The 23,761-nt window shown below is 39.9% G+C and carries 23 protein-coding genes; 17 read left to right on the forward strand and 6 right to left on the reverse strand.

Annotation, left to right across the window (positions count from 1 at the left end; translation table 11 throughout):
- Window positions 1-15: 15 nt before the first annotated feature.
- On the reverse strand, window positions 16-717 hold the full coding sequence (locus KK060_RS04645; protein ID WP_254152526.1) for an ABC transporter ATP-binding protein: 702 nt from the start codon (window positions 715-717) through the stop codon (window positions 16-18).
- A gap of 60 nt (window positions 718-777) precedes the next feature.
- On the opposite strand from KK060_RS04645, the gene KK060_RS04650 reads away from it, so the two are divergent.
- The gene (locus KK060_RS04650) at window positions 778-1,413 is read left to right on the forward strand and encodes an arylesterase (protein WP_254152527.1); all 636 of its coding nucleotides are present in this window, start codon (window positions 778-780) and stop codon (window positions 1,411-1,413) included.
- A 293-nt stretch (window positions 1,414-1,706) separates the two neighbouring features.
- Here the strand turns inward: KK060_RS04650 and KK060_RS04655 are convergent, their stop codons facing one another.
- Window positions 1,707-2,942: an ABC transporter permease gene (locus KK060_RS04655; protein WP_254152528.1), complete on the reverse strand. Its 1,236-nt coding sequence runs from the start codon at window positions 2,940-2,942 to the stop codon at window positions 1,707-1,709.
- A 200-nt stretch (window positions 2,943-3,142) separates the two neighbouring features.
- Between KK060_RS04655 and KK060_RS04660 the strand changes: the two genes are divergently transcribed.
- Window positions 3,143-4,426: an asparagine synthetase B gene (locus KK060_RS04660; RefSeq protein WP_254152529.1), complete on the forward strand. Its 1,284-nt coding sequence runs from the start codon at window positions 3,143-3,145 to the stop codon at window positions 4,424-4,426.
- A gap of 50 nt (window positions 4,427-4,476) precedes the next feature.
- On the opposite strand, the gene KK060_RS04665 is transcribed toward KK060_RS04660, so the two are convergent.
- The 3 genes from KK060_RS04665 to lpxK are packed head-to-tail and all read right to left on the reverse strand — an operon-like array spanning window position 4,477 to window position 8,125.
- Window positions 4,477-5,079 (reverse strand): MiaE family protein, encoded by a 603-nt coding sequence (locus tag KK060_RS04665; protein ID WP_254152530.1) that lies wholly within the window; start codon window positions 5,077-5,079, stop codon window positions 4,477-4,479.
- A gap of 10 nt (window positions 5,080-5,089) precedes the next feature.
- On the reverse strand, window positions 5,090-7,045 hold the full coding sequence (locus KK060_RS04670; RefSeq protein ID WP_254152531.1) for a putative porin: 1,956 nt from the start codon (window positions 7,043-7,045) through the stop codon (window positions 5,090-5,092).
- Between the two features lie 51 nt (window positions 7,046-7,096).
- Window positions 7,097-8,125: a tetraacyldisaccharide 4'-kinase gene (gene lpxK / locus KK060_RS04675; RefSeq protein ID WP_254152532.1), complete on the reverse strand. Its 1,029-nt coding sequence runs from the start codon at window positions 8,123-8,125 to the stop codon at window positions 7,097-7,099.
- A 295-nt stretch (window positions 8,126-8,420) separates the two neighbouring features.
- Here lpxK and KK060_RS04680 point away from each other — a divergent pair, with 295 nt between their 5' ends.
- From KK060_RS04680 to KK060_RS04695, 4 genes are all read left to right on the forward strand, one after another.
- Window positions 8,421-8,573 carry a hypothetical protein gene (locus tag KK060_RS04680; RefSeq protein WP_254152533.1) on the forward strand — a complete coding sequence of 51 codons (153 nt, stop codon included), beginning with the start codon at window positions 8,421-8,423 and terminating at the stop codon, window positions 8,571-8,573.
- 160 nt (window positions 8,574-8,733) lie between these two features.
- Window positions 8,734-9,837 carry a Nif3-like dinuclear metal center hexameric protein gene (locus KK060_RS04685; protein ID WP_254152534.1) on the forward strand — a complete coding sequence of 368 codons (1,104 nt, stop codon included), beginning with the start codon at window positions 8,734-8,736 and terminating at the stop codon, window positions 9,835-9,837.
- A gap of 3 nt (window positions 9,838-9,840) precedes the next feature.
- A complete protein-coding gene (locus tag KK060_RS04690) occupies window positions 9,841-10,647 on the forward strand; it encodes a zinc ribbon domain-containing protein (protein WP_254152535.1) in 807 nt (268 codons plus the stop codon).
- A 37-nt stretch (window positions 10,648-10,684) separates the two neighbouring features.
- On the forward strand, window positions 10,685-12,121 hold the full coding sequence (locus KK060_RS04695) for a tetratricopeptide repeat protein (RefSeq protein WP_254152536.1): 1,437 nt from the start codon (window positions 10,685-10,687) through the stop codon (window positions 12,119-12,121).
- On the opposite strand, the gene KK060_RS04700 is transcribed toward KK060_RS04695, so the two are convergent.
- On the reverse strand, window positions 12,103-12,723 hold the full coding sequence (locus tag KK060_RS04700; RefSeq protein ID WP_254152537.1) for a histidine phosphatase family protein: 621 nt from the start codon (window positions 12,721-12,723) through the stop codon (window positions 12,103-12,105). The two genes, KK060_RS04695 and KK060_RS04700, sit on opposite strands and share 19 nt — an antisense overlap.
- A 126-nt stretch (window positions 12,724-12,849) precedes the next feature.
- On the opposite strand from KK060_RS04700, the gene KK060_RS04705 reads away from it, so the two are divergent.
- The 11 genes from KK060_RS04705 (at window position 12,850) to KK060_RS04755 (ending at window position 23,676) form a co-directional block, all read left to right on the forward strand.
- Complete coding sequence (locus KK060_RS04705; protein ID WP_254152538.1) at window positions 12,850-13,278, forward strand: hotdog fold thioesterase; 429 nt, start codon at window positions 12,850-12,852, stop codon at window positions 13,276-13,278.
- A 10-nt stretch (window positions 13,279-13,288) separates the two neighbouring features.
- Window positions 13,289-14,509 (forward strand): chorismate-binding protein, encoded by a 1,221-nt coding sequence (locus tag KK060_RS04710; protein WP_254152539.1) that lies wholly within the window; start codon window positions 13,289-13,291, stop codon window positions 14,507-14,509.
- Entirely contained in the window at window positions 14,490-16,214 is a 1,725-nt protein-coding gene (menD, locus tag KK060_RS04715; protein WP_254152540.1) for a 2-succinyl-5-enolpyruvyl-6-hydroxy-3-cyclohexene-1-carboxylic-acid synthase, read from the forward strand. Before KK060_RS04710 ends, menD begins: the two co-directional genes overlap by 20 nt.
- Window positions 16,204-17,028: a 1,4-dihydroxy-2-naphthoyl-CoA synthase gene (gene menB / locus KK060_RS04720; protein WP_254152541.1), complete on the forward strand. Its 825-nt coding sequence runs from the start codon at window positions 16,204-16,206 to the stop codon at window positions 17,026-17,028. Before menD ends, menB begins: the two co-directional genes overlap by 11 nt.
- 12 nt (window positions 17,029-17,040) lie before the next feature.
- Entirely contained in the window at window positions 17,041-17,526 is a 486-nt protein-coding gene (locus KK060_RS04725) for a PPC domain-containing DNA-binding protein (protein WP_254152542.1), read from the forward strand.
- A 6-nt stretch (window positions 17,527-17,532) separates the two neighbouring features.
- A complete protein-coding gene (locus tag KK060_RS04730; RefSeq protein WP_254152543.1) occupies window positions 17,533-18,642 on the forward strand; it encodes an AMP-binding protein in 1,110 nt (369 codons plus the stop codon).
- Between the two features lie 165 nt (window positions 18,643-18,807).
- Window positions 18,808-19,200 (forward strand): response regulator, encoded by a 393-nt coding sequence (locus tag KK060_RS04735; RefSeq protein ID WP_254152544.1) that lies wholly within the window; start codon window positions 18,808-18,810, stop codon window positions 19,198-19,200.
- A 17-nt stretch (window positions 19,201-19,217) separates the two neighbouring features.
- The gene (locus tag KK060_RS04740) at window positions 19,218-20,327 is read left to right on the forward strand and encodes a sugar transferase (protein ID WP_254152545.1); all 1,110 of its coding nucleotides are present in this window, start codon (window positions 19,218-19,220) and stop codon (window positions 20,325-20,327) included.
- A gap of 62 nt (window positions 20,328-20,389) precedes the next feature.
- Window positions 20,390-21,577: a glycosyltransferase family 2 protein gene (locus tag KK060_RS04745; protein ID WP_254152546.1), complete on the forward strand. Its 1,188-nt coding sequence runs from the start codon at window positions 20,390-20,392 to the stop codon at window positions 21,575-21,577.
- Window positions 21,574-22,485: a glycosyltransferase family 2 protein gene (locus KK060_RS04750; protein ID WP_254152547.1), complete on the forward strand. Its 912-nt coding sequence runs from the start codon at window positions 21,574-21,576 to the stop codon at window positions 22,483-22,485. Before KK060_RS04745 ends, KK060_RS04750 begins: the two co-directional genes overlap by 4 nt.
- 12 nt (window positions 22,486-22,497) lie before the next feature.
- Window positions 22,498-23,676 carry a glycosyltransferase family 4 protein gene (locus KK060_RS04755; protein WP_254152548.1) on the forward strand — a complete coding sequence of 393 codons (1,179 nt, stop codon included), beginning with the start codon at window positions 22,498-22,500 and terminating at the stop codon, window positions 23,674-23,676.
- Window positions 23,677-23,761: the final 85 nt, after the last annotated feature.

A 23,761-nucleotide genomic window follows, 5' to 3' on the forward strand; every position in this document is an offset into this window, starting at 1 on the left:
GTATTTAATTCTGACTTAATAGTTCGAAGCTACTCTACCTACAACATCGTCAACAAGCTTGCCTCCTCGCATTCTAAGAATGCGTTGCGTGCGTTGAGCAAGTTCAAGGTTATGAGTTACGAGCACAAGCGTTGTTCCCTGTTCCTTGTTCATGCCAAATAGAAGTTCAGTAATGTGATAAGCATTCTCCTCATCAAGATTTCCTGTAGGTTCATCAGCAAATAGTATTTTAGGATCGGTAATAAATGCACGCGCCATAGCTACCCTTTGTTGTTCACCTCCTGAAAGCTGGCTGGGATAATGGTGAAGTCTCCCGCTTAAGCCTACACGATCCAATAATTCTTTTGCCTTCGGCATTACATTTCGCTCACCTCTTAGCTCCAAAGGGACCATCACATTTTCTAGCGCTGTTAATGTAGAAAGCAATTGAAAGTTCTGGAACACGAAGCCGACGTATTGATTACGGATGTATGCCCGATCGTCTTCGTTCATCGCGTTAAGTTTAAAACCCATTAGAGAAACAGAACCGCCTGAAGCTACATCAAGGCCTGCACATAAACCTAGAAGCGTTGTTTTACCGCTTCCGGAAGGGCCAATAATTGAGATCGAATCGCTTTGTTTAACAGAAAAAGAAATATGGTCGAGCACCATCAATTCTTTTTCTGCAGATCGATAAATTTTAGTTAGGTTTTCAGCTTCAAGTACGGCTTGTGACATGGTTTTTGCTTAAGATAGTAACTTTTTAAAGCGTATATCAGTTAAAATTGTTTCAACAGTATGGTAAAAGTTAAACTGTTTACACGAATGGTCGCAAAAACACTGCTATTTATTTCAATACTCTTTTTTATTCAGGCTTCAGACAAACCAAAAGTGATCTTATTTTATGGTGATAGTCTTACTGCCGGCTACGGCCTGTCGCCCGAAGAAGCTTTTCCATCTCTAATTGAACAACAATTGATAAAAAGCGGGAAGCCAACAAAGGCGGTTAATGCGGGATTAAGTGGTGAGACTTCAGCAGGAGGATTAACAAGAATAGATTGGGTATTGAGACAGCCCATTGATATTTTTGTTCTTGAGCTAGGCGCCAATGACGGACTACGTGGTCTCCCTTTAGAACAGACCAAAAAGAACCTTCAAGCGATAATAGATAAAGTAAAAAGTAAATATCCGCAAACAAAAATTGTTATTGCTGGAATGATGGTCCCTCCAAATATGGGCCCGGAGTATTCATCAAAATTTAAGGACCTTTTCCCCGCGTTGGCAAGGCAGAACAAAGCAGTCCTTATCCCCTTCCTTCTCCAGGATGTGGCAGGAAACGAAAAATTAAATCAGGCGGATGGTATTCATCCAAACCCGGAGGGCCACCGTATTGTTGCTAATAACGTTTATAAAGTACTGAATCCCCTTTTGTAATCACATCTTGTTTTAAAAAAAACATAACTTGTTAAGCCATTACCCCTCGCTTGATGTGTTTATTACGGCAACCTGTTCATGTTTAGGGAAAGATAATGACAAGTCGCTATAAGGGTGTATAAGGTTGGAACCGAAGAAATAGCTGATTTTGGGAATAAGCAATCGCAGAACACCATCATCAGGTATACGCAAATAAAAGAAAGTTTACTCCTCCCTAGAAATATGACAGTTCAGGTGTTGTCTCTAACTGCTACACTTGAACTGCACTGTTACTCAATTATTCAAATACTCAATTATTCAAATCTGAGTGACTCAATCGGGTCAAGTTTTGATGCTTTATGAGCCGGATAATAACCTGATAACAACCCTACTCCCACACACACAATCATACCGATAGACATCCACAACCAAGGAATAACAAAGGAGTTTATGCTCATTATTTTAGCAAGCAGGTTCCCTATCAATATCCCAAGTATTATCCCTACAATACCACCTAAAAGGCAGACTACAATTGCTTCAATTACAAACTGCTGCCTGATTCGCGCTGGTGTAGCTCCCAATGCCTTCCTTACCCCTACCTCCCTTGTTCTCTCTGTTACGGAAACAAGCATGATATTCATCAAAGCGATAGAAGCACCTAGTAAGGTAATAAAACCCACACCGAACCCTGCGAAACGCAGACCGGAAGTAATGCTTTCTAGCTCCTGCGCCAGGGTCTCACTTTTTTCCAATTCAAAAGAGTTTTCTTTGCCAACAGCGTCACCCCTTATTCTACGCATCACGCCAGTAGCTTCTCCCATGGCATTTTCCATTTGCGAAGGGTCTGAAATACCAACGGTAAGTGTATAAGACAGACCATTCCCCTGAGCTAGCTGATTAGCCTTTACAATAGGAATTATTACCATGTTGTCATAATTATCCTCAGCAAGCTGCCCCTTTTCTTTAAGCACGCCAATAACCTTAAACTGAGCCCCGAGAAACGTTATCTTTTGCCCTACGGCATCTTCATTACTTTTAAAAAGCGTTGAATAAATTTTGTATCCAATTACAGCCACCTGCGTTCCATATTCTACTTCGAATTTTGAAAAACCCCTGCCACGGTCAAATTCCAGTCCCTTAATAGAAAAGAACTCCTCATTAGCACCATCAACAGCAACATTAGGATTCGTTTTGTTAGATAGCCTCTTTACCTCCGCCACCTGGGAAAGATTGGCCGATAAACTTATTGTAGAGGTAACAGGATATTGATCAATGAAACGAAAAGTCTCGTTAAGTCTCAACGGCGGGTAAGTTTTCTGGATAACCCCCTGCGTGTTCGTACCTCGGTTTACTTTTGAGGTAATATCAAAAGTGTTAACGCCGAGTGTTGCCAGGCTTTCTGATACCGAATGCTCAATTCCATCAACGGTTGTGAGCATGCCCACCAAAGCCATTATACCAATCGCAACAATTAAAGCGGTTAATATGGAACGCAGCAGGTTTGCCTTTACGGAATTAAGCCCCTCTTTTATATTTTCGATGAAATCCATGCAGAAATGATTAAATTATAAGGTACAGCTATTGAACGAATTAAATATTTAAAGCATTAACACAGTTTTCAGAACAATACTTATCCGCTTATACGTTGATAAAACATAACAAAATGTTACACACAAGGTCGGATTTTTTATTAAAATGATGAATTGGCAGATTATTTTCGGTAATTAAAGCATTTAAAGCTGGGTAACTTATGAAACTGGTGGCAGGATTTAGTTCGATAAGAAAGGCAATACTACTGATATTTCTCTTTTCATTTTCACTTTTGAAAGCAAACTCCATATTAATTCCTATGGATGCCAAACAGACTAACCACCTTAAAGCATACGGAATTGCCTATTGGATTTTAAGAAATGAAACAGAAGTAGAGTGGCTGCTCAATTATCGGGGAGGAAGTTTTATGGTAAAGTTTCATCCGGCAATACAAAATGAGTTGGTGATAAGGGGTGTCAGTTTCGAAGTCATTTCAGATGCGCAAGCCAACCAGATTCTTACCGAGATAGCAAGCCCGGCATTAAACTATGACGTGATGAAGCTGGAAAAGTATCCGAAGATTGCAGTGTACTCGCCGAAAACAAAACAACCCTGGGACGATGCTGTTACCCTTGTTCTCACCTATGCCGAAATTCCTTACGACGTTATTTTTGATGATGAAGTAATGAATGGTGCGCTCCCGAAATACGATTGGCTTCACCTGCACCACGAAGATTTTACAGGGCAATACGGAAGGTTCTACGGTAACTACAGCAACATGCCCTGGTATATTGAACAAGTAAAGGAAGCAGAAGACCTCGCCAGAAAGCATGGCTTTCATAAAGTATCTCAATTGAAACTTGCCGTCTCCATGAAAATAAAAGAGTTTGTATCGGGAGGCGGTTTCCTCTTTGCCATGTGCTCTGCTACCGACACCTATGATATTGCCTTAGCGGCAGAGGGTGTTGATATCTGCGAACGTATGTATGACGGGGACCCTGCTGATCCTATGGCACAGGAGAAACTGAACTATGACAAAACGTTAGCCTTTACAGATTTCAGGTTGATGAGAGATCCATATGTCTATGAATTTTCGGATATTGATAATCAGCCTAACGAAAGAGGTTTGCGGCAGGACAATGACTATTTTACTATTTTTGAATTCTCAGCAAAATGGGATCCTATTCCTACTATGCTTACCCAAAATCATACGAAGGTAATTAAGGGATTTTTTGGGCAAACTACAGGCTTTAAAAAGCAACTGATTAAACCAGACGTGCTCCTTATGGGCGAGAACAAAGAGATTAAGGAAGCAAAATACTTGCATGGGGTATTAGGAAAAGGATTCTGGACCTTTTATGGCGGACACGACCCTGAAGATTACCAGCATCAGGTTAACGAAGAGCCTACTGACTTACATCAACACCCTAACTCACCAGGTTACAGATTAATTCTTAATAACATCCTGTTTCCTGCAGCAAAAAAGAAAAAGCAAAAGACTTAATTTGCGTTCGGAGAGTTATTGTTAAAAAAAATCGGTAGGATAAAACAAGTTTAATGCATTCTATCAGGGCGGGTTCCAAGGTTTTTCATGATCTCTGCCTCTTGAGCCAATAGCTCACGCCAGCGTTTATCGACTACCTCTTCGGCAATATAAGTTTTAGCCAGTTGAAGAAAGTTCTTGTAATGACCGGCTTCTGAAACCATTAGCTCATAATAGAATGTCGACAAGCCAGGGTCCTCGATATTCTTCCAAAGGATTTTGAAACGTTCGCAACTCCTCGCTTCTATGAGCGCGTTTAATAGCAACTTCTCTAAAAGCTGTTGCTCACGGCTACCACCCGTTTTTACTACTTTCTGTAATGCATCGACATATTCATCTTTTCTTTGCCTGCCAAGAGAGAAACCTCTTTTACGCAATTCTTCAAGCACTCTTTCAAAATGACTCCATTCTTCTGCAACAACCGGTGTTAGCATTTCAACCAGTTTATCCTTTTCAGGATACTGAATAATAAGCGAGATACATGACGATGCAGCCTTTTGCTCGCAATAAGCGTGGTCTATCAATATCTCTCCAATATTCTTTTCTGCAACATTTGCCCACCTTGGATCTGTAGGTAACTCTAGCCCTAATGTAAATTTATCTTTAGCTTCCATAAGATAAAGCTTAATCGTAGAACGACCAGTCGAAGCCAAAATCAATAACGTTTCGCTGGCCCGGATAATCAGGAGTTGGAAAATAACCTGTTTTTTGGATTACCTGCATCAGGTTATTGTATTTAACAAAAATTCTACCCCGTTTGATCTTCGCATTGATGAAAGGCTCAACCTGCGGAAAATCTTTAACTTTAAAATCATCCTGGTTATAGAACTGCATTAAGGCAGGTTGATAGGCGGGTGCATAGTAGGCTGTATTCCAATGTAAATCTACTCCCACATGAATATCAAAATTGCCATTGAAGTGAATACCCGAATAGGCAAGTTGCGCATTAACAAAAAGCTCAGGAACCCGAATTGCATCGTCTGCATTCTCCAGCAACCTGGTATAAACCACATTGTTGCTAATAGTAAAACGCTTAAAGAAAGTAATGGATAACCTGTATTCAGGAGAGAATATGACTTGAGAACCTGATGATTGAACTGGTGTTACAAGGCCGGACTCCCTGTTCTTTTCAAAAAAGGAGTAGTTCTTTAACCTTGTAAAAGTAAGGCCAGGTGAAAGGTTAAAAACTTTTGATTTGTAATGAAGAAAGCCGTTTATCTGGCTGCTTTGAATATCTGAGAAATCATTACTCCATTCATTATGTGAACCTCTGTAAAACTGTTGCAGGAAACCGGGCTGATACTGCATTTGCTTCAGCGACGCCTCAAACCATTTACTTGCTATTCTACCCTCTATACGATAGTTGCCAAACTGGTTTACTTCAGCCCATCCATTAATATAACCGATAGAATCAAGCCGGAGCTCCATTCTACCTCCCAAAATACTTTCATTCGCCACAGGTTTAGGATCTGTGTTCATTTCACCATGCAAAGCATGGTTGTAAGTCATGCTGTAATGCTTAATAGCATAATACCCATTATAAAAGAGCTTCAGCAGATTTCCTTTTATACCAAATTCATTTCTTACCGTCTTAAATTTCGACTTATCGTAGGTGCTATCATTCGAAAGTAACCGCTTACCCAACAGTCCTTCTTGGCTGTCATCAAACAAATTGAAGAACATAGCACGCTGTCTGTATCTATCGAAAGTATGATAAGCTTGTAAGGCTTTTCCGGCTTTCAACTCCTGATGGAAATGTAGATTCATTCGAAGATCACTGGACTGAGCATTTGTAAGCCATATCGGTGGATCTTCCTGGAAATAATCCTCAAAGGTTGGGTCACTCGTTTTCACACCACCTGACTCGTAGGTCTGGTGATACATTCTTCTATAGCTTGCAAAAATACGATAGACACTATCTTTAGTATGAAAGGCGGTATAGATGTCATAGTAGTTACTTCTTACTGCCCTGTCACCTTTACCAGTGCGTTGCGGAATCTGTTTATCAATAAAAAGCCCCCTATAGTTTATACCAAAATTCCACCGTGACGAGATGTTACGGCTGAATGTTACTTTAGTTAATGACCTGCCATTTCCTCCCAGTATCACGTTCATATTAGAGTATGGCGACTTTGTATCGAAGTAGCGCATCCTGTCATTATCCCAGTAGAGATCGTAAACGTGAAACCCTGAGCGTACGCCTATAACTTTTGGAACCTGATAATAGATTGGCTGAATTGCTGTTCCGATAGTACCTAGGTCCTGATAAAGGTACCCGTTTCGCTGTACGTAGTTAAACCGGTGAAAATTCCGGATCAGCGTATCAATAGGGTAAATAATGTTTCTGTTATAGAATACATCTTCTTCATAGTAATACCTGGAGGTGTTGGGCCCGTATACCTGCTTGGTAGTATCGTCGATGACGCGCGAACCCCTACGTTTTGGTGAGTCTTCAGAACTTTGATTTTGAGATGTATTATTCCCCCCGGAAGGTCTACGTATAGGTCTGTTCTGCCCCAGAAGTTCAGGAGCAACCAACACCAGTAAAGCGATAAGCCAGAAAAATTTTTTTATAAACACGTGCAAAAATAGATGATCAGTTTTGGGAATAACACTAGAGCGAGGTTTTTTTTAGGATACATGCTGCTTAACTACGCTCAGCACCATTTCATCAAAATCCTTTCCATTTTTTAAGAATTCAGACTGAATAGGCAAATAAAAAAAAGGAATATAATCATATGCATAGGCGAATGGAGGAGAATCAAGCTTGGCAGCATCTTTTTCGGTGGTAAGCACCATAGCGTTTTCCTTTTCCGCGAAGGCGGTAATTTTCTTTAGATCTTCGTTTGTATAACTGTGATGATCCGGAAACAAAAAGTGATGGATAAGCTTGAAATGCTTTGCAACGTAATCTTCAATGGGTTTATGATTGGCAATGCCGGTAACCAGGATTACCCGTTCATCAATCTTACTATAGGTATTTATAGCTACAGGATCACCATATCGAATTACGGAGAAAAACACCGGCTTGCTGGTATACTGCCTGATCGACTTTTCTATTTCCAGCATTTCTTCGTTGCCAAGTTCTGGCGGGCATTTGGTTACTACAACAACATCGGCTCTGTCGATGCCCCTTCTCGATTCCCGTAATCTCCCAACGGGCATCAACCAATCTTTTGTAAACAGATTATTATAGTCCGTAAGTACGACCTGAAAGGAAGGTTTTACTTTACGGTGCTGAAAAGAATCGTCCAACAAAATAACTTCGGTCTCTTCGGCCTGATCGATTATAAAGGGAATAGCTAATGCGCGTTCCTCACCTACGCATACCTTCACGCTTTCGCCAAACTTCCGGTACAACTGAAAAGGCTCGTCACCTATGGTAGACGCAGAATCTGTATTAGCTGCTATGCGAATGCCACTGGTTTCACGTCCGTAACCCCGGCTTAAGGTAGCTATCTTGTAATGCTTACTTAAAAGCCTTATAAGGTATTCGATCATGGGTGTTTTGCCGGTTCCGCCTACAGCCAGGTTTCCTACACTTATTACAGGCAAATCGAATGATGCCGAGGGTTTATAACCTCGTTCGTAAAGGCTGTTCCTGATACTGGTTACCAGATCAAAAAGCACAGCAAATGGAAAAAGTAAAAAGCGAAACATTACCGCAATTTAGCTGGATTGTAAGAAATAATCCCAAAATTGTCATTAGGGCAAGAAAGTATAAACTTCAGGTGGCAATGGTTCATTAAGCGATTAATGGGTGCCAATCAACCATTAGTAACCCATTAGAGTGCCTGGGAAGTGCCTGCGGTTAATCCCTGGCATCCTTCGGTCAAAATGCTTCTGACCCAACATCACCGCAGGCACCCAGGAGGCATTTCTAAGGCATTCTAACGCTATTCTATTGCTAGTCAATACGTTAATTCTATTTGGAAAAACAGCTACCGAAGAAAATATGAACCGGTATTCACAAGAGAATCTTACCGAGGTATGGCCTAATGGCACCATTAGAAATTCTTCAATAATAACATTTAAGATTAGCGGTAGTAGTGGATTGGGCGAGCGGGAGAAGTTTCTTCAAAAAGGAATGACAAAATCGGCTGGTTAAATTTGATTTCACCTGAATCTACAGCTAGCCTATACCCAACCTATACCAATGCCCTATCTCGCAATCTTTAAATATAAGAGCTGAGGTAACTAAATAGGAATCTCATGCTGCATACAAAACATTTATTTTTCAATAATTTTACTCCATCATTAGAGCTTTCATGACAGAACTCAGGATTAAGGATGTAACAGACTACCTTGAAATACTTGCCCCACGTTCTTACCAGGAATTGTATGACAACTCAGGCTTGCTTACGGGTAGTCGTGAAGAAACGGTAAGCGGCATTTTAGTAACGCTGGATTGTACAGAAGCTGTAATAAAGGAAGCCATAAGCAAAAGCTGTAACCTTATTATCGCCCACCACCCCATCATCTTTAAAGGATTAAAAAAGCTGACCGGAAGCAATTACATTGAGCGCACCATCATTGAAGCCATCAGAAATAACATCGCCATCTATGCAATTCATACCAACCTGGATAATGTACACACCGGCGTTAACAGAAAGATCTGCGAAAAAATAGGTCTTACCTCACTAAAGATACTTTCACCTAAAAACAATGTACTTACCAAGCTTGTAACCTTTATTCCGAAAGAAAATACAGAGGCAGTTTTAGATAGCATTCACCGTGCAGGAGCCGGTCAGATCGGCAACTACAACAATTGCAGCTTCAGAGTTGATGGCGTAGGTACGTTTAAACCGAATGAACAGGCTCGTCCGCATATCGGAACGCAGCATCAGCAAGAATATGTTAATGAAACACGTGTTGAAGTTATTTTTCCCTCCTATCTTCAATCGAAGATACTAAAAACCTTGAAGGAGAGCCATCCTTACGAAGAAGTTGCATATTATTTAACAAGCTTAACCAATGAAAATCAGGAAGTTGGTTCTGGCATGGTAGGAGAACTTGAGCATTCTGAGGAACCAATGGCATTTCTAAAGCGTTTAAAAATCAGTATGAATCTGGAAATAATCAGGCATACCCATCTGATAGATAAGCCTGTAAAAAGAGTAGCAGTGTGCGGAGGATCTGGAAGTTTTCTTCTTCCCCAGGCAATTTCCGCAGGAGCTCAAGTTTTTATTACCGCAGATTTCAAGTACCACGAATTCTTTGATGCCGACAGCCATATTATCATTGCCGACATAGGGCATTATGAAAGTGAGGTTTACACCAAGGAACTTTTACAGGAGGTTTTAACAAAAAAATTTCCTAATTTTGCGATCAATTTTTCAACTACCGTCACGAATCCAATAAGTTACCTGTAAATAATGGAAAATCAAACAATTGCCCAGAAACTAGAAGCACTTGTAAAACTTCAGTCAATTGATTCAAAGATTGACGAGATTAAAAAATTAAGAGGCGATTTACCTGACGAAGTTCAGGATCTTGAAGATGAAATTGAAGGGTATAACACCCGCTTGCACAGATTTGAGGCCGAACAAAAGGACCTCGAGGAGAACATAAAGAAGCATAAAGAAGGGATAAAAGAAGCGGAAAAGCTAATCAAAAAATACACAGAGCAACAAAAGAACGTACGCAACAATAGAGAGTTCGATGCCATTACAAAGGAGATAGAACTTCAGGAACTTGAGATTCAAATTTGCGAAAAGAGAATCAAAGAGGCGAAAGATCAGATACAGGCTAAAAAGGACGAGATTGAAAAAACAAATGCACTGATCAGCGAACGTGGCGACCACCTAGATAACAAGAAAAAAGAACTACAGGGCATAATGTCAGAAAGCGAAGAAGAAGAAAAGAGACTTCTTAGCGAACGTGAAAAAGCTACCAAAAAGATTGAAGATAAGCTTTTAAAGTACTATGAACGATTAAGAGGTAGCTTAAGTAATGGATTGGCAGTAGTTCGTGTGGTGCGTGGTGCAGCAGAAGGATGTAATATTGTTATTCCTCCCCAAAAGATTGCCGAAATCAGAGAGAAGAAAAGAATTGTAATAGATGAGCACTCTGGTCGTATCTTGGCTGATGTAGACGTAGATTCACTTGACGAAGGCGATAAGCCGAAAGCTAACAAGACGGTTGCCCCTCCTACTACAAGTCGCAGAAAGAAAGTTGAATAGAACTATCTTAAAGAATATTTTAATAAAGGTAAGCCTTATGGCTTGCCTTTTTTTATGTGTATCCTATAGCATAAAAGCCAATGACCTTACCCTCGACGGCAATAATGAAAAAGCCTATAAACATGTACTAAATCTCGAAGTTGAGGAGGCAAGGACCCTGCTTCAGGATCCTAAAACAATTGCTGACTTTTATATTCTTTCGCTCGCTGAAAGCCTTGAATTACTGGTTACAGAAGATGCCAGTGTATTTGATGTTTACGAAGATCGATTTGAATCAAGACTTGACAAGAAAATCAAAGGCACTGAGGCGGCACATCAATTCCTTCAGGCAGAAATGCGCCTACAGTGGGCTTTTGTGTATCTGAAATTTGGTCATGAGTTCGACGCAGCCTTAAGCTTAAGAGAAGCTTATAAAATAGCTGAAGAATGCCAAAAAAAATATCCGTCATATCTACCCATCCTTAAAACGATGGGGTTATTAGAGGTGATCGTTGGCGCTGTTCCGGAAAAATACAATTGGGTGCTAAGCCTCATGGGACTGAAAGGGTCCATTGCAAATGGGCTACATGATCTTTCAACCCTAAAAGAATCAGATTCACCACTCGCATTTGAAGCAGACTTGCTGCATGCATTAATCCAGGGATTTATATTTCAGAAGCCAGAAGCTGCGCTAAATGAAGTAAAGTTCTTGTTGGATAAAAGAACTGATAACAGATTATTGAATTTTCTTGGGGGAGCCCTTTACTTAAAGAATTCAGACAGTGAATTAGCCAATATACTTTTAACCAGAGTATCTCAATCCCGAAAAGGTATTCCGGTTTATTATGCAGATTACTTAATCGGCGAAACTCTTCTTCACAAAGCTGACTATGCCAGAGCAATCTCCTCCTACAAATGGTTTATTAGAAATTATAAGGGGCAGAATTATATTAAGGACGCCTACTATAAAATAGCACTTTGTAATTGGCTAGCTGGTAATAAAAGCGAGGCTCTCATGGCTTTTCAAGAAGCTAAAATAAAAGGAAAAGAATCTTCAGAAGCTGATAAATATGCAGCAAGAAGCCTTGCCGATAACGAGTTACCCCATGTAAAACTATCCAAAGTCAGGTACTCCACTGATGGTGGATATTATGCAGAAGCACAACAACAACTCATTTCCATAACCGAGGCTGAAATTCCATCTCAGAGAGACAAGACCGAGTACCGATATCGCAAAGCACGCCTGGCACATAAGCAAAACCAGCTTGATTCGGCAAAAGCCTTTTATAAACAGACCATTGAAGTTGCAGGCAATGAACCGTGGTATTTTGCTCCGAATTCCTGTCTTCAGTTAGGATACATCGCCATGTCCGAGAACCGCTTAGAAGATGCAAAATCTCATTTTAAGCGAACATTAGAATATAAAAAGCATGAATACAAAAATAGTATTGATGCGAAAGCAAAGAGTGCACTCGCTCAGATACCTCGTAAATGATGGGTATCGTTATACCTTTCTACCTGAAACATTGTTCCGGTAAAATTTAAAAGATAGAGGCAAAGGTTGGTATGCTCAAACATATCCATGCAGCGCAAAGGGTAGTTTAAGAGATGGCACAAGAGTATGCGAATAGCACGGCCGTGCATACAAATAAGAATTGTTTTCTCGTTGGTATGCTTCATAATAAAATCGACAGCGGGTTTCATTCTTTTAATAACATCATCGGGGCTTTCACCACCCTGAAGGCGGTGTGAAGTGTTACCAAGCTGCCACTGCTCCAGCATGTGGTGATAATATTGGTCTTCCTGTGGTGTAATACGATGTCCCTCCCTAACTCCCCAACTAATTTCGTTGAGTCCTACAAGCGGATCGTGTGGAATACCAAGATCTATAAATTGTTGTACTGACTGCTGGCTTCTCTTTAGCGCAGATGTATAAACTTTATCAAAAGGAATATGCTTGTAGGCTTCAAAAAAAGCCCGGGCTTGCCTATGACCAAGCTCATTGAGATCGGTGTCAACACCACTGCCCTGAACGATGTTTTTAAGATTAAAATCTGTTTGACCGTGACGGATTAAGTAAACTTTTTTACTGTTCAATTTTGCTTTATTTTAGGCCCGCCTTTCGGACTGGCAAATTATTCCTTCCCCAAGGGTCGTCTGCGCGTTAGGCAGCCGCAAAAATAGATAAATAGTTGATTCCGCTATCTAATCGAAAATTAAAACATGTCAATTTTCAGAACAGGCCTGACAGTAGAAGCATTAAATAAAACGTCTAAAAATACCCTGGCAGAACAACTTGGAATTGAATTTATCGCAATTGGTGCCGATTTTATTGAAGCAAAAATGCCGGTAGATCAGCGAACTCATCAACCTTTCGGACTGTTACATGGTGGAGCTTCAGTTGCGCTTGCTGAAACCCTTGGCAGTATTGCCGCCTATAGTTGTGTTGATATAACCAAATATTATTGTGTCGGTTTGGATATTAATGCAAACCATATCAGGGCAGCTAAAACAGGCTATGTTAGAGGGGTAACCAGACCAATTCATATGGGTAGAAAAACTCATGTCTGGGAAATTCGGATTACCAATGAGCAAAACGAATTGATTTGTATCAGCCGCATAACCATAGCCGTGTTAGACATAAAGAACTAGTGCAATTATAATGGACACAACGCCTCCTGTTTTTACGCTAAAAAGATCCTCTGATACCGAAATACTCACTACGATACTGAATGAAGCTTCTGTCAATGAATTCCCTTTTGCGCTTTGGCGACTTCCGAATACCACAGTTAAAAACCTAATTATATCAAACCAGTACCAAAAGCTTACTGAAAAACCTGTTATTGAAGAATTAAATACCGGATTTATCTTTGCTCCATTCGATAAGAAAAAGGAAAAGATCTTTCTTCCTGCCGACTACTTCTTTCGATTTGAAAATGGGCAACTAAAACCTCCTTCTACTCCTTTAGAAATATCATCCAATACCTGGTTGGAAAATTTTAAACCTGCAAAAGACGGGATTAATTATAAAATCGCTTCCTACAATAAGCAACTGTCCTTTCAATCTGTGCCGTTAGACTATATTGAATTGGTGAGGAGTGGTATTGCAGAAATACAAAATGGAAGTTTCGAAAAGGTGGTTCCATCTCGCACTAAGCACGTGCCTCTACCAGATGATTTTGATATTGTAAAAGCTTTTGAAAAACTTTGCAGCGCCTATCCTCACGCACTTGTATCGTTTGTAAATATTCCGTCAGTCGGAACGTGGCTCGGGGCAACACCAGAGGTGCTGGTATCTGTAGAAGATAAAACAATCTTCAGAACGGTTGCACTTGCAGGAACCCAACGTTATAAAGAAGGAATGAATTTAAAGTCCATTGCATGGACACAAAAGGATATAGAAGAACAAGCACTTGTTGAACTATATATAATCAGTTGTTTTAAAAAAATCAGATTACGTGAGTATGAAGAACATGGCCCTAAAACTTCTATTGCAGGCAATCTAATCCATTTAAAATCTGATTTTATGGTAGACATGAAAGCCACAAACTTTCCTCAACTGGGTTCTATCATGCTAGACCTGCTCCATCCCACGTCGGCAGTATGTGGTATGCCGTTGCAACCTGCTACTGACTTCATTAAGCAACGGGAGGGATATGACCGTTCTTTTTACGCAGGATACCTTGGCCCTGTAAACATTGACAGCAATATCAATATCTTTGTGAACCTTCGTTGTATGCAGATATTTAAAACTGATGCCATTCTTTATGCGGGAGCAGGAGTTACAATAGATTCTATTCCTGAATTAGAGTTGGAAGAAACCGAGATGAAATTTAACACACTACTAAACGTTGTTTTCCAGGATGCGATTTCAAGCCATTAATGACATCGCAGAAATATGCGCCAGAAAAGGTGTTGAACACGTTGTGCTTTGTCCTGGCTCCCGTTGTGCTCCGTTAACTCTTGCTTTTACCCGTCATCCCGATATTCTCACCAGAACTTTCAGTGATGAAAGAAGCGCAGGATTTATAGGAATGGGTATTAGTCAGCAAACCCGAAAGCCAGCCGTATTGGTTTGTACTTCCGGATCTGCCGCATACAACTTCGCCCCTGCAGTTTCTGAGGCATTCTTTAGTGAAATTCCATTGATTGTTTTTACTGCTGACAGACCTTCGGAGTGGATAGCGCAGCATGATGGTCAGACAATATATCAGCAGAACATCTTTGGGCTCCACGTAAAGAAATCTTTCAACTTACCCCAGGATTATGACCATGCTGACAGTTTGTGGGCTATCAATCGTATCATAAACGAAGCTATAAATCTTGCGCAGCAAGAGCCTAAGGGTCCCGTACATATTAATACACCTTTTCGCGAACCCTTATATCCCGCCAAAGAAGAGTCTACAACGTATAGCGATAATATACGCATTATTGAAGACCATGTAGCTTCTTATGAGTTAATAGAAAGGGATAAAGAATTTATAGGTAGTGCCTTTCAGAAATATAAGAACATAATAATAGTAGCAGGTCAACATGATTATGATAAGAGCTTACAGGACGCATTGCTTACCTGTGCAATTCAACATCATATTCCTGTAATTGCCGACATTATTTCTAACCTGAATGATACAGACTATCCTATCAAACATAGTGATCTATTCTTGGGGCAAGCTACTGATGGTGTTAAAAAAACACTACAACCTGACTTACTCATCACGTTTGGAAAATCGCTGATATCCAAAAATCTCAAGGTCTTCCTGAGAAATTATGCTCCAAAGGCTCATTGGCATATTCAACCCGGAGGAGTGACTGCAGATACATTCAAGAGCGTGACCAACATCTTCCATACTTTTCCTGTAGACTTTTTTAAGTTTATTGGATCAAAACAACGTGAGGAGACCTTTGAGAGTCAGAAACAATACAATTATGGAAAACTTTGGGAGATAGAAGAGCGAAGAGCTATTCGATGCCTTTCAGAATATTTTCCTCAACCTGAGCTTAGTGAGCTTGAACTGGTTCAACAAATCCTAAGTCAGATTCCTTCAAGAAGCACGTTACACGTAGCTAATAGCATGAGCGTACGATACGCTAATTTTATTGGCCTCGCAGACAAAAATGAAATTAAAGTTTATGCAAACAGAGGAACCAGTGGTATTGACGGATGCACGAGTACCGTCGTGGGCCATGCTTTAACAAGCAACGGACTTCACGTCCTTATAACAGGAGACCTTGCGTTCTTCTATGACCGCAACGCCTTCTGGCACAACTATGCTTTACCTAACCTGAGAATTGTTTTGCTGAACAATCACGGAGGGTTAATATTTAATATGATCGATGGCCCTGCATCTCAACCTGAAGCACCCGAATACTTTATAACTCATCAAAAACTTAACGCCCAAAAGCTTAGTGAGGAGTTTGGCTTTGAGTATCTCAAGCTGGACAATAAAAGAAAAATGAAGAACTTTGTTAAGGATCTTTTTGAAACAGATAATAAGACGAAAATTCTTGAGCTGGAGTCCGACCTTCAACTCAACAAGACCATATTTGAAAACCTGAAATTGAAAATCAAAAAAAGCTATGAATCTTAAATATCCGTGGAAACCTGTAAAAGAATATAAGGAAATTCTATTTCATAAGTTTGAAGCGATTGCGCGTATTAGTATTAACAGACCACATGTTCATAATGCGTTTACTCCGCTTACCGTGCAGGAGATGATTGATGCCATGAATATTTGTCGTGATGATGCTGATGTAAGGGTCATTATATTAACTGGTGAAGGTGGAAAAGCATTTTGCAGCGGAGGAGACCAGAGTGTGCGTGGCCATGGCGGATATGTAGGAGAAGACACTGTCCCTCGTTTGAATGTTCTTGATCTTCAAAAAATTATCAGGTCAATACCAAAGCCCGTCATTGCAGGAGTTGCAGGCTGGGCAATTGGTGGAGGTCACGTATTACATGTTGTTTGTGATTTAACCATTGCCGCAGAGAATGCAAGGTTTGGACAAACAGGTCCAAAAGTAGGAAGCTTTGATGGTGGATTTGGTGCGTCCTACCTTGCTCGCATTGTAGGTCAGAAGAAGGCACGCGAGATCTGGTATCTATGCGACCAATATGATGCAAAAGAAGCCCTTGACATGGGACTTGTAAACAAAGTCGTCCCTCTTGAAGCATTGGAAGAAACATATGTAGAATGGGCACGAAAAATTATCACGAAAAGTCCGCTTGCTATCCGCATGTTGAAATCTTCATTTAATGCCGAACTTGACGGTCAGGCTGGTATTCAGGAATTAGCAGGAAACGCAACACTCTTATATTATTTGAGCGAAGAGGCGAAAGAAGGAAAAAATGCCTTCCTTGAAAAGCGCGATCCAGACTGGTCTAAATATCCTAAATTTCCTTAATCATAATCTAAAATGCTCAAGGCTGCAACTTTGGGGTTCCTATTATTATGTATCACTGGTATGACGGGCTATTCGCAACAGTATATGCATTCTACTTCAAAAGTGTATGTTTTAAGATTAAAACCTCATGAGGATTTAAAAAAGGCAATTATGACTTTTGCCCGGGAGAATAACATCAAAGCGGGAATCATACTCACATGTGTTGGAAGCCTTGAGCAATTTAATATAAGGTATGCCAATCAACCTAATGGCTCGAAGAGCAATGGACACTTCGAGATAGTTTCACTTGTGGGTACATTCTCTGATTCTTCAAGCCATATCCACATTTCCATTTCAGATAAAACCGGAAAGACCTTGGGAGGTCATTTGCTGGATGAGAACCTGATATACACTACAGCTGAAATAGCAGTAGCAGAAATCACTGACGTGTCTTTTTCAAGAGAAACCGATTCAACTTACGGATACAAAGAGTTAGTCATTTCACCGAAAAAAGATTGACGGGCTATGCAGTATCCTTATCAGTACATATGGGTTAATGGACGGAGTGTCTTATTACAAGACATTCAAGAAGGCAAGTCAACTGCTTTTACTGAAGCTGAAAGAAACGCATTTGACTTTATACGATCATGGTTAAGTGATGCTTCAGTATTTGAACTTACTACCAGTGGTTCTACTGGAACACCAAAAAAGATTTCGATAAAAAGAAGTCAAATGCAGACGAGTGCAAGGCTTACCGCTCAAGCACTTAACTTAAGAAGTAATTACAACGCGCTCATTTGCCTTGATACTAAATTTATCGCTGGCAAAATGATGGTGGTTCGATGCTTTGAGTTGGGGATGAAAATGTTTTTCGTAGATCCATGTTCAAACCCTCTTGTACAAATCCCTATTGATAGAACAATTGATTTTGCTGCCCTTGTCCCCTATCAGGTTACAAGCATCCTTGGGTCAAAACATCCACATTTACTGGATACAATGTTGACTTGTATTATAGGAGGAGCACCACTGGATGAAGAGACAAAAGAAAAAATTAAAGCTTTCAGTACAAGCATGTATATAACTTATGGCATGACTGAAACAATATCGCATATAGCTTTACAAAAAATTAATGGTAAAGAAATATTGGACTATTACACTACCCTTCCTGATATAGTGATAAACACAGATTCAAGGGGATGTCTTGTAATAGAAGCTCCTCACCTTGAGGAAAGAATCATCACAAATGATATAGTAGATATAATAGATTCACGAACATTCAAGTGGGTAGGCAGATGGGATAACGTAATCAACAGCGGAGGAGTAAAAGTATCCGCGGAGTTACTTGAGCAAAAGATTGGTCAAATATTTACACGATTACACATCAATAATTCATTTTTTATTTACGGTGCGGAAGACAAAAATTTTGGAAGTCGAGTCATATTGGTGGTTGAAGGAAGATTCCTTAACATAGACCAAGAAAGCCAAATAGTTCACGCGTTACTTCATTCGTTTTCAGCTTATGAAAGACCCAAGGAAGTGTATGTAACTTCTCTTTTCCTTAAAACAAAAACTTTAAAAATTAATCGTCAGGAAACTTTTAAGTCAGCTGAACTGTATCTAAAAATTTCCGCCTAACTCGATTGCGCTTACAGCTGGTTCACAAATTCGCTCTTACGCCCGTAAGGTTGGTATCAAAATTTATAAATCGTAGGCAGTTGAAATAAATGTCTATATAGTTGGCTTTAAAGGATCACTGCTAGACGCATGACTTTAGGGCTCAAATTTAAACCTGGTGAACGAATGAAAAAGGTCTTAGTCATCGAAGATGACGCTCCTTTATGCTGGCTTTTAGGTAAAATCTTGGATCGAAAGTACGAGGTTATTGTAATGAATAACGGTATGGAAGCCTGGTCATGGCTAACTGATGGTAACATACCAGATCTTATCATTACAGATCTAAAAATGCCTTCAATGGATGGTGTCGAGTTGTTAGAGTATCTTAGTAACAGTGGTTTGTTCAGAACCATTCCGGTGATAGTTCTCTCTGGAGATGATGATCCGGTAAAACGGCTACAATGTCTTGAATTAGGGGCATTTACCTATTTTGTCAAGCCATTCGAGCCTCAAGCATTTCTAAAGGAAGTTGAACGTGCCTTAACGTTCAATGATCAAAACGTTCCTGTTAACAAATAAAATAACTAATTCTATTTATGGATTTAGCAATACAAGCTCCTTCTATACAAGAGGCGCAATCTGTTACTCTCGATGAAGCAAAGCGAAGTGCTGGTGTTTACACCAGACGTATTTTAAAGATAGAAACATTTTCCTCAACCCCTGAGTCTAATCATATTCAGGATAATACCTACTTTTCAACTGTATCAACAAAGTTAGCCATTGAGATAATTTCAAATGAGCTTGATGGAAACATCTCAGCTGTACTTTTAAACCCTGACTTTATCGATGACGACATTGCTAAGCTTAGGGAAGTAACTCGGGCACAGGCAGTTCCTTTATTTGTTTATACTACGAAATTTAATCAAGATGCAAAAGAAGCAGCTTTAAAAATAAGTGCTGATGACTATCATTACGGTGCTATCAGCACTGGGCTTTATAAAAGAATCGATTTTGTAAAGAAGATTAAGGCATATAAAAAACAACGAGGCGCTGCTCCGTATACAACGCTTTCTGTAGATGCCGTTCCTCAAATAAAGTTATGGTCGTTAAAGCGGGCGTTCGATATTGTTGTTTCCGCCTCAATATTATTGGCCCTATCTCCTCTTTTATTATTGATAGCTTTGATCATTAAATTGGAATCGAGAGGACCAATATTCTACATATCCAAAAGAGCTGGTACCAATTACAGAATATTCGACTTTTACAAATTCAGATCAATGCGTGTTGGCGCTGATAAGGAGTTACAGAAATTGGCTCACCTAAATCAGTATGGACCTAAAAATGCCTTCTTCAAGATTAAAAATGATCCAAGAATTACAAAATTCGGTCAATTTTTAAGGAATACGAGCCTTGACGAAATACCTCAGTTATTCAATGTACTGATTGGGGACATGTCCCTTGTAGGAAACCGTCCACTGCCGCTATATGAAGCGGAGAAATTGACGAAAGACCAAATTGCTTGGCGTTTTCTTGCTCCTGCCGGTATAACAGGACTTTGGCAGATCACAAAACGCGGAAAAGAAGATATGTCAGAAGAAGAGCGCATCGCACTCGATATGGAGTATGCTATGAAAAACTCCTTCTTACTGGATATCAAAATTATGTTGAAGACAGTGCCTGCGCTTCTTCAAAAAGAAAAAGTTTAATTATTAAAACATATTCAGTCGCTGGAGCACCAGCGACTGATCCCTTTAAACTACTTCATCCCATGTATTTCATCGAGTTACTCCTGCTCGCTTACTTTACTTACGTTACATTATACTCCTTTTTCCTAAGCTTTGCAGCTCTTTTCTACAAAGCGAGAAAAGCTCGGGAGGCAGATTATAAAAGTAAAATAGCCGTTCTTATTCCAGCTTATAAAGAAGACGGCGTTATAGTTGACGTAGCATCACAGGCACTAAAACAAAATTATCCTGGCAATCGCTTCGACGTTGTAGTTGTAGCCGATTCTTTGAAGCCAGCAACCCTTGTACAGTTGAGAAGGCTACCTATTACAGTTGTTGAGGTTTCTTTTGATAAAAGTACTAAAGTCCGGGCGCTTAATAAAGCAATGGAAACACTTGGAGACACTTATGAATGCGCTGTAATCCTTGATGCAGATAATATTATGGAACCCCAGTTCCTAAGAAAAATGAATAACCTTTATGCATTGGGTTATAAAGCCATCCAAGGAAGAAGAGCACCTAAAAATGAAAATACAGAGATGGCGCTGCTGGATGGGTTGAGTGAAACCATTAACAATTTTATCTACCGGCAGGGTAATGTCGCTGTTGGCTTGTCTTCGTGTATCAACGGCTCCGGGATGTTTTTTGAGTATAAGACTTTCAGGGATGTGATGTCTTCTATGGACGCTGTTGGTGGATTTGATCGGGAACTTGAATACAAGCTCATAGAACAAAACATGGGTGTATACTACGCTAAAGATGTAGTAGTATACGACGAGAAGGTAGAAAATGCAGAAGTATTTGAAAAGCAACGGACAAGATGGATTTCAAGTCAGTTCGTTTATCTAAAAAAGTATTTCGGAAAAGGTATCAGCAAGCTTTTCAAAGGCAACTTTGGATATTTTAATGCAACTGTTTTACGAAACATCCAACTACCCAGGCTGATGAACTTAGGCCTGCTCACGTTTATCACTTTCCTAAGTATTGTGTTATCTACCTATGTTGAAATAACACCATGGGTATGGCTTAGCCTCCTTTTCCTAAACTTCCTGGCAATGATGTTTGCTATTCCAGGGCGTTTATATAACAGAAATTTGTTGAAGTCGGTGTTTATGGTACCAGCGATATTCTGGAGAATGTTTTTATTGATGTTTAAGCTTAAGGGAGCTAACAAAAGTTTTATTCATACTCCTCATGGTCATGTAGGACATACTGAATCTAAGAACATATGAGCTCAACAAGACCGGCTGTTTCCATTATTACAATCAATTATAATCAGCTTCAGCATACATTAGATCTGCTGGCATCACTTGAACATGTTACTTATCCTAACGTAGAGGTTATTGTTGTTGATAACTGTTCTGTTCAGGATCCTACTGCAGAAATTAAAAGGCTGTATCCTAAAGTAACGGTTTTACGAAGTGAAACTAATCTTGGGTTTGCAGGCGGCAATAATCTAGGTATCCGATCTTCCAAAGGAGATTACCTGCTTTTTCTTAACAACGATACAGAAGTAGATCCTGGATTTCTAGAACCGCTGGTTGAAATGTTCGAGCAACATCCTAATGCTGGCGCTGCTTCATCCAAACTTATCTATTATAACTCTGGCAATACCATTCAGTATGCTGGTAGTACCATGTTGAATCCATTTACTGGAAGAAACAAAGTTATCGGTTGGATGGAAAAAGATAATGGACAGTATGATACATTACGGGAAACTGCATTAGCACATGGGTGCTCTATGATGGTGCCGCGTAAAGTAATCGAGCAGGTGGGCCTGATGCCTGAGCTCTTTTTCCTTTATTATGAAGAGATAGATTGGTGTCAAAGCATTAAGCGTGCTGGGTTTAAGATATACTTCGTACCACAATCAAAGGTATTCCACAAAGAGTCAATGTCGGTGGGGAAAAAATCAACATTAAAAACATATTACATGACGCGGAACCGGCTCTTGTATATGCGACGAAATTCCGCTGGGTTGCATAAAACACTTGCTCTGCTGTTTTTTATGTTTTTCTCATTCCCTAAAAACCTTATTACATATTTGAAACAGAGAGAAACCGATCATATCAAAGCATTTTGGAGAGGTTGCGTTTGGAATTTAACACATCTGTCAAACGGTAATAAGCTATTTGCGTAACAGAAGATGATTATGAGAATCGGGATTGAAGTCCAACGCCTATTTCGGAAACAGAAATTTGGTATTGAAACATCGGCTTTGCAACTTATTAAAAAACTGCAACAGAAGAACCCTTCCTGTGATTTCGTTATTTATGCTAAAGATGATGCTGATAAGAACTGTCTTCACGAGTCAGATAATCTGAAAGTAAGAACACTAACAGGTAAAGTATTCTTTGATTTCGAGCACGTATTCTTACCACTTGCTGCGAAAAACGACAGGGTTGACTTATTACATTGTACAGGTAATACAACTCCCTATTTCTCTTCCGTACCTATAGTACAGACCCTTCATGATGTGATATTCATGGATCCAATCGCTAAGACGGATTCATTATATCAGCGTTTCGGTAATCACTACAGAAGGAAGGTGGTTCCGGTTGTAACACCTAGAAGCGCATCCGTTATTACCGTGTCTGAATATGAAAAGAAACGCATTGTAAGTCGTTTAAATATTGATGAGCGGAAGATCAAAGTTATCTATAATGGCATTGATGAAGATCGCTTCTGCATTAAAGATGAACCTTTACTAGAAGGCGAGGTAAGAAAGCGTTATAGTCTTCCGGATCGTTTTGTGCTTTTCCTTGGCAATACTGCAGCAAGAAAAAATGCTTTAAGGGCTATTGAAGCTTATACAATTTATGCTTCCAGGGTAGAGAAACCACTTCCTATTGTTACACCTGGACTTCCTGAAAAGTTTATTTCAGATCACCTCGCATCATTAAATGCACAGGACAAGATGAAGAACTTTGTATGTCCTGGATACATTAGAGATGAAGATCTCTCCTATTTATATAACTTAAGCACTATCTTCCTTTACCCTTCACTTTCCGAAGGATTTGGAATGCCTCTTGTAGAAGCCATGGCATGTGGCACACCTGTCATTACTTCGAATATTTCATGTTTACCGGAGATTGCAGGTAATGCAGCGCTTCTTGTCGACCCAACAAATACAAATGCGATTGCTGAGGCAATTGAACGCCTCCTGACCGATGAAGTACTACGTATTGATAAGGTAAATGAAGGATTAAACAATGCGTCAAGGTTTAGCTGGGACAAAACCGCAGATCAGGTACTCGAGGTTTACGAAGAAGTGCTATACAACCAAAGGAAGGGCATGCATACTACTTCCCCGGTTGCATATGGCATCTGATCAAATTAGTTTTTTGTACACATGTCTGTAGCCTTCCTTTCTCAACACGCTATACATGCGGTAGGTTTTTAATTCATACAATCAT

Source organism: Chryseosolibacter indicum (assembly GCF_018598585.1).
Lineage (GTDB): Bacteria > Bacteroidota > Bacteroidia > Cytophagales > Cyclobacteriaceae > Chryseosolibacter > Chryseosolibacter indicus.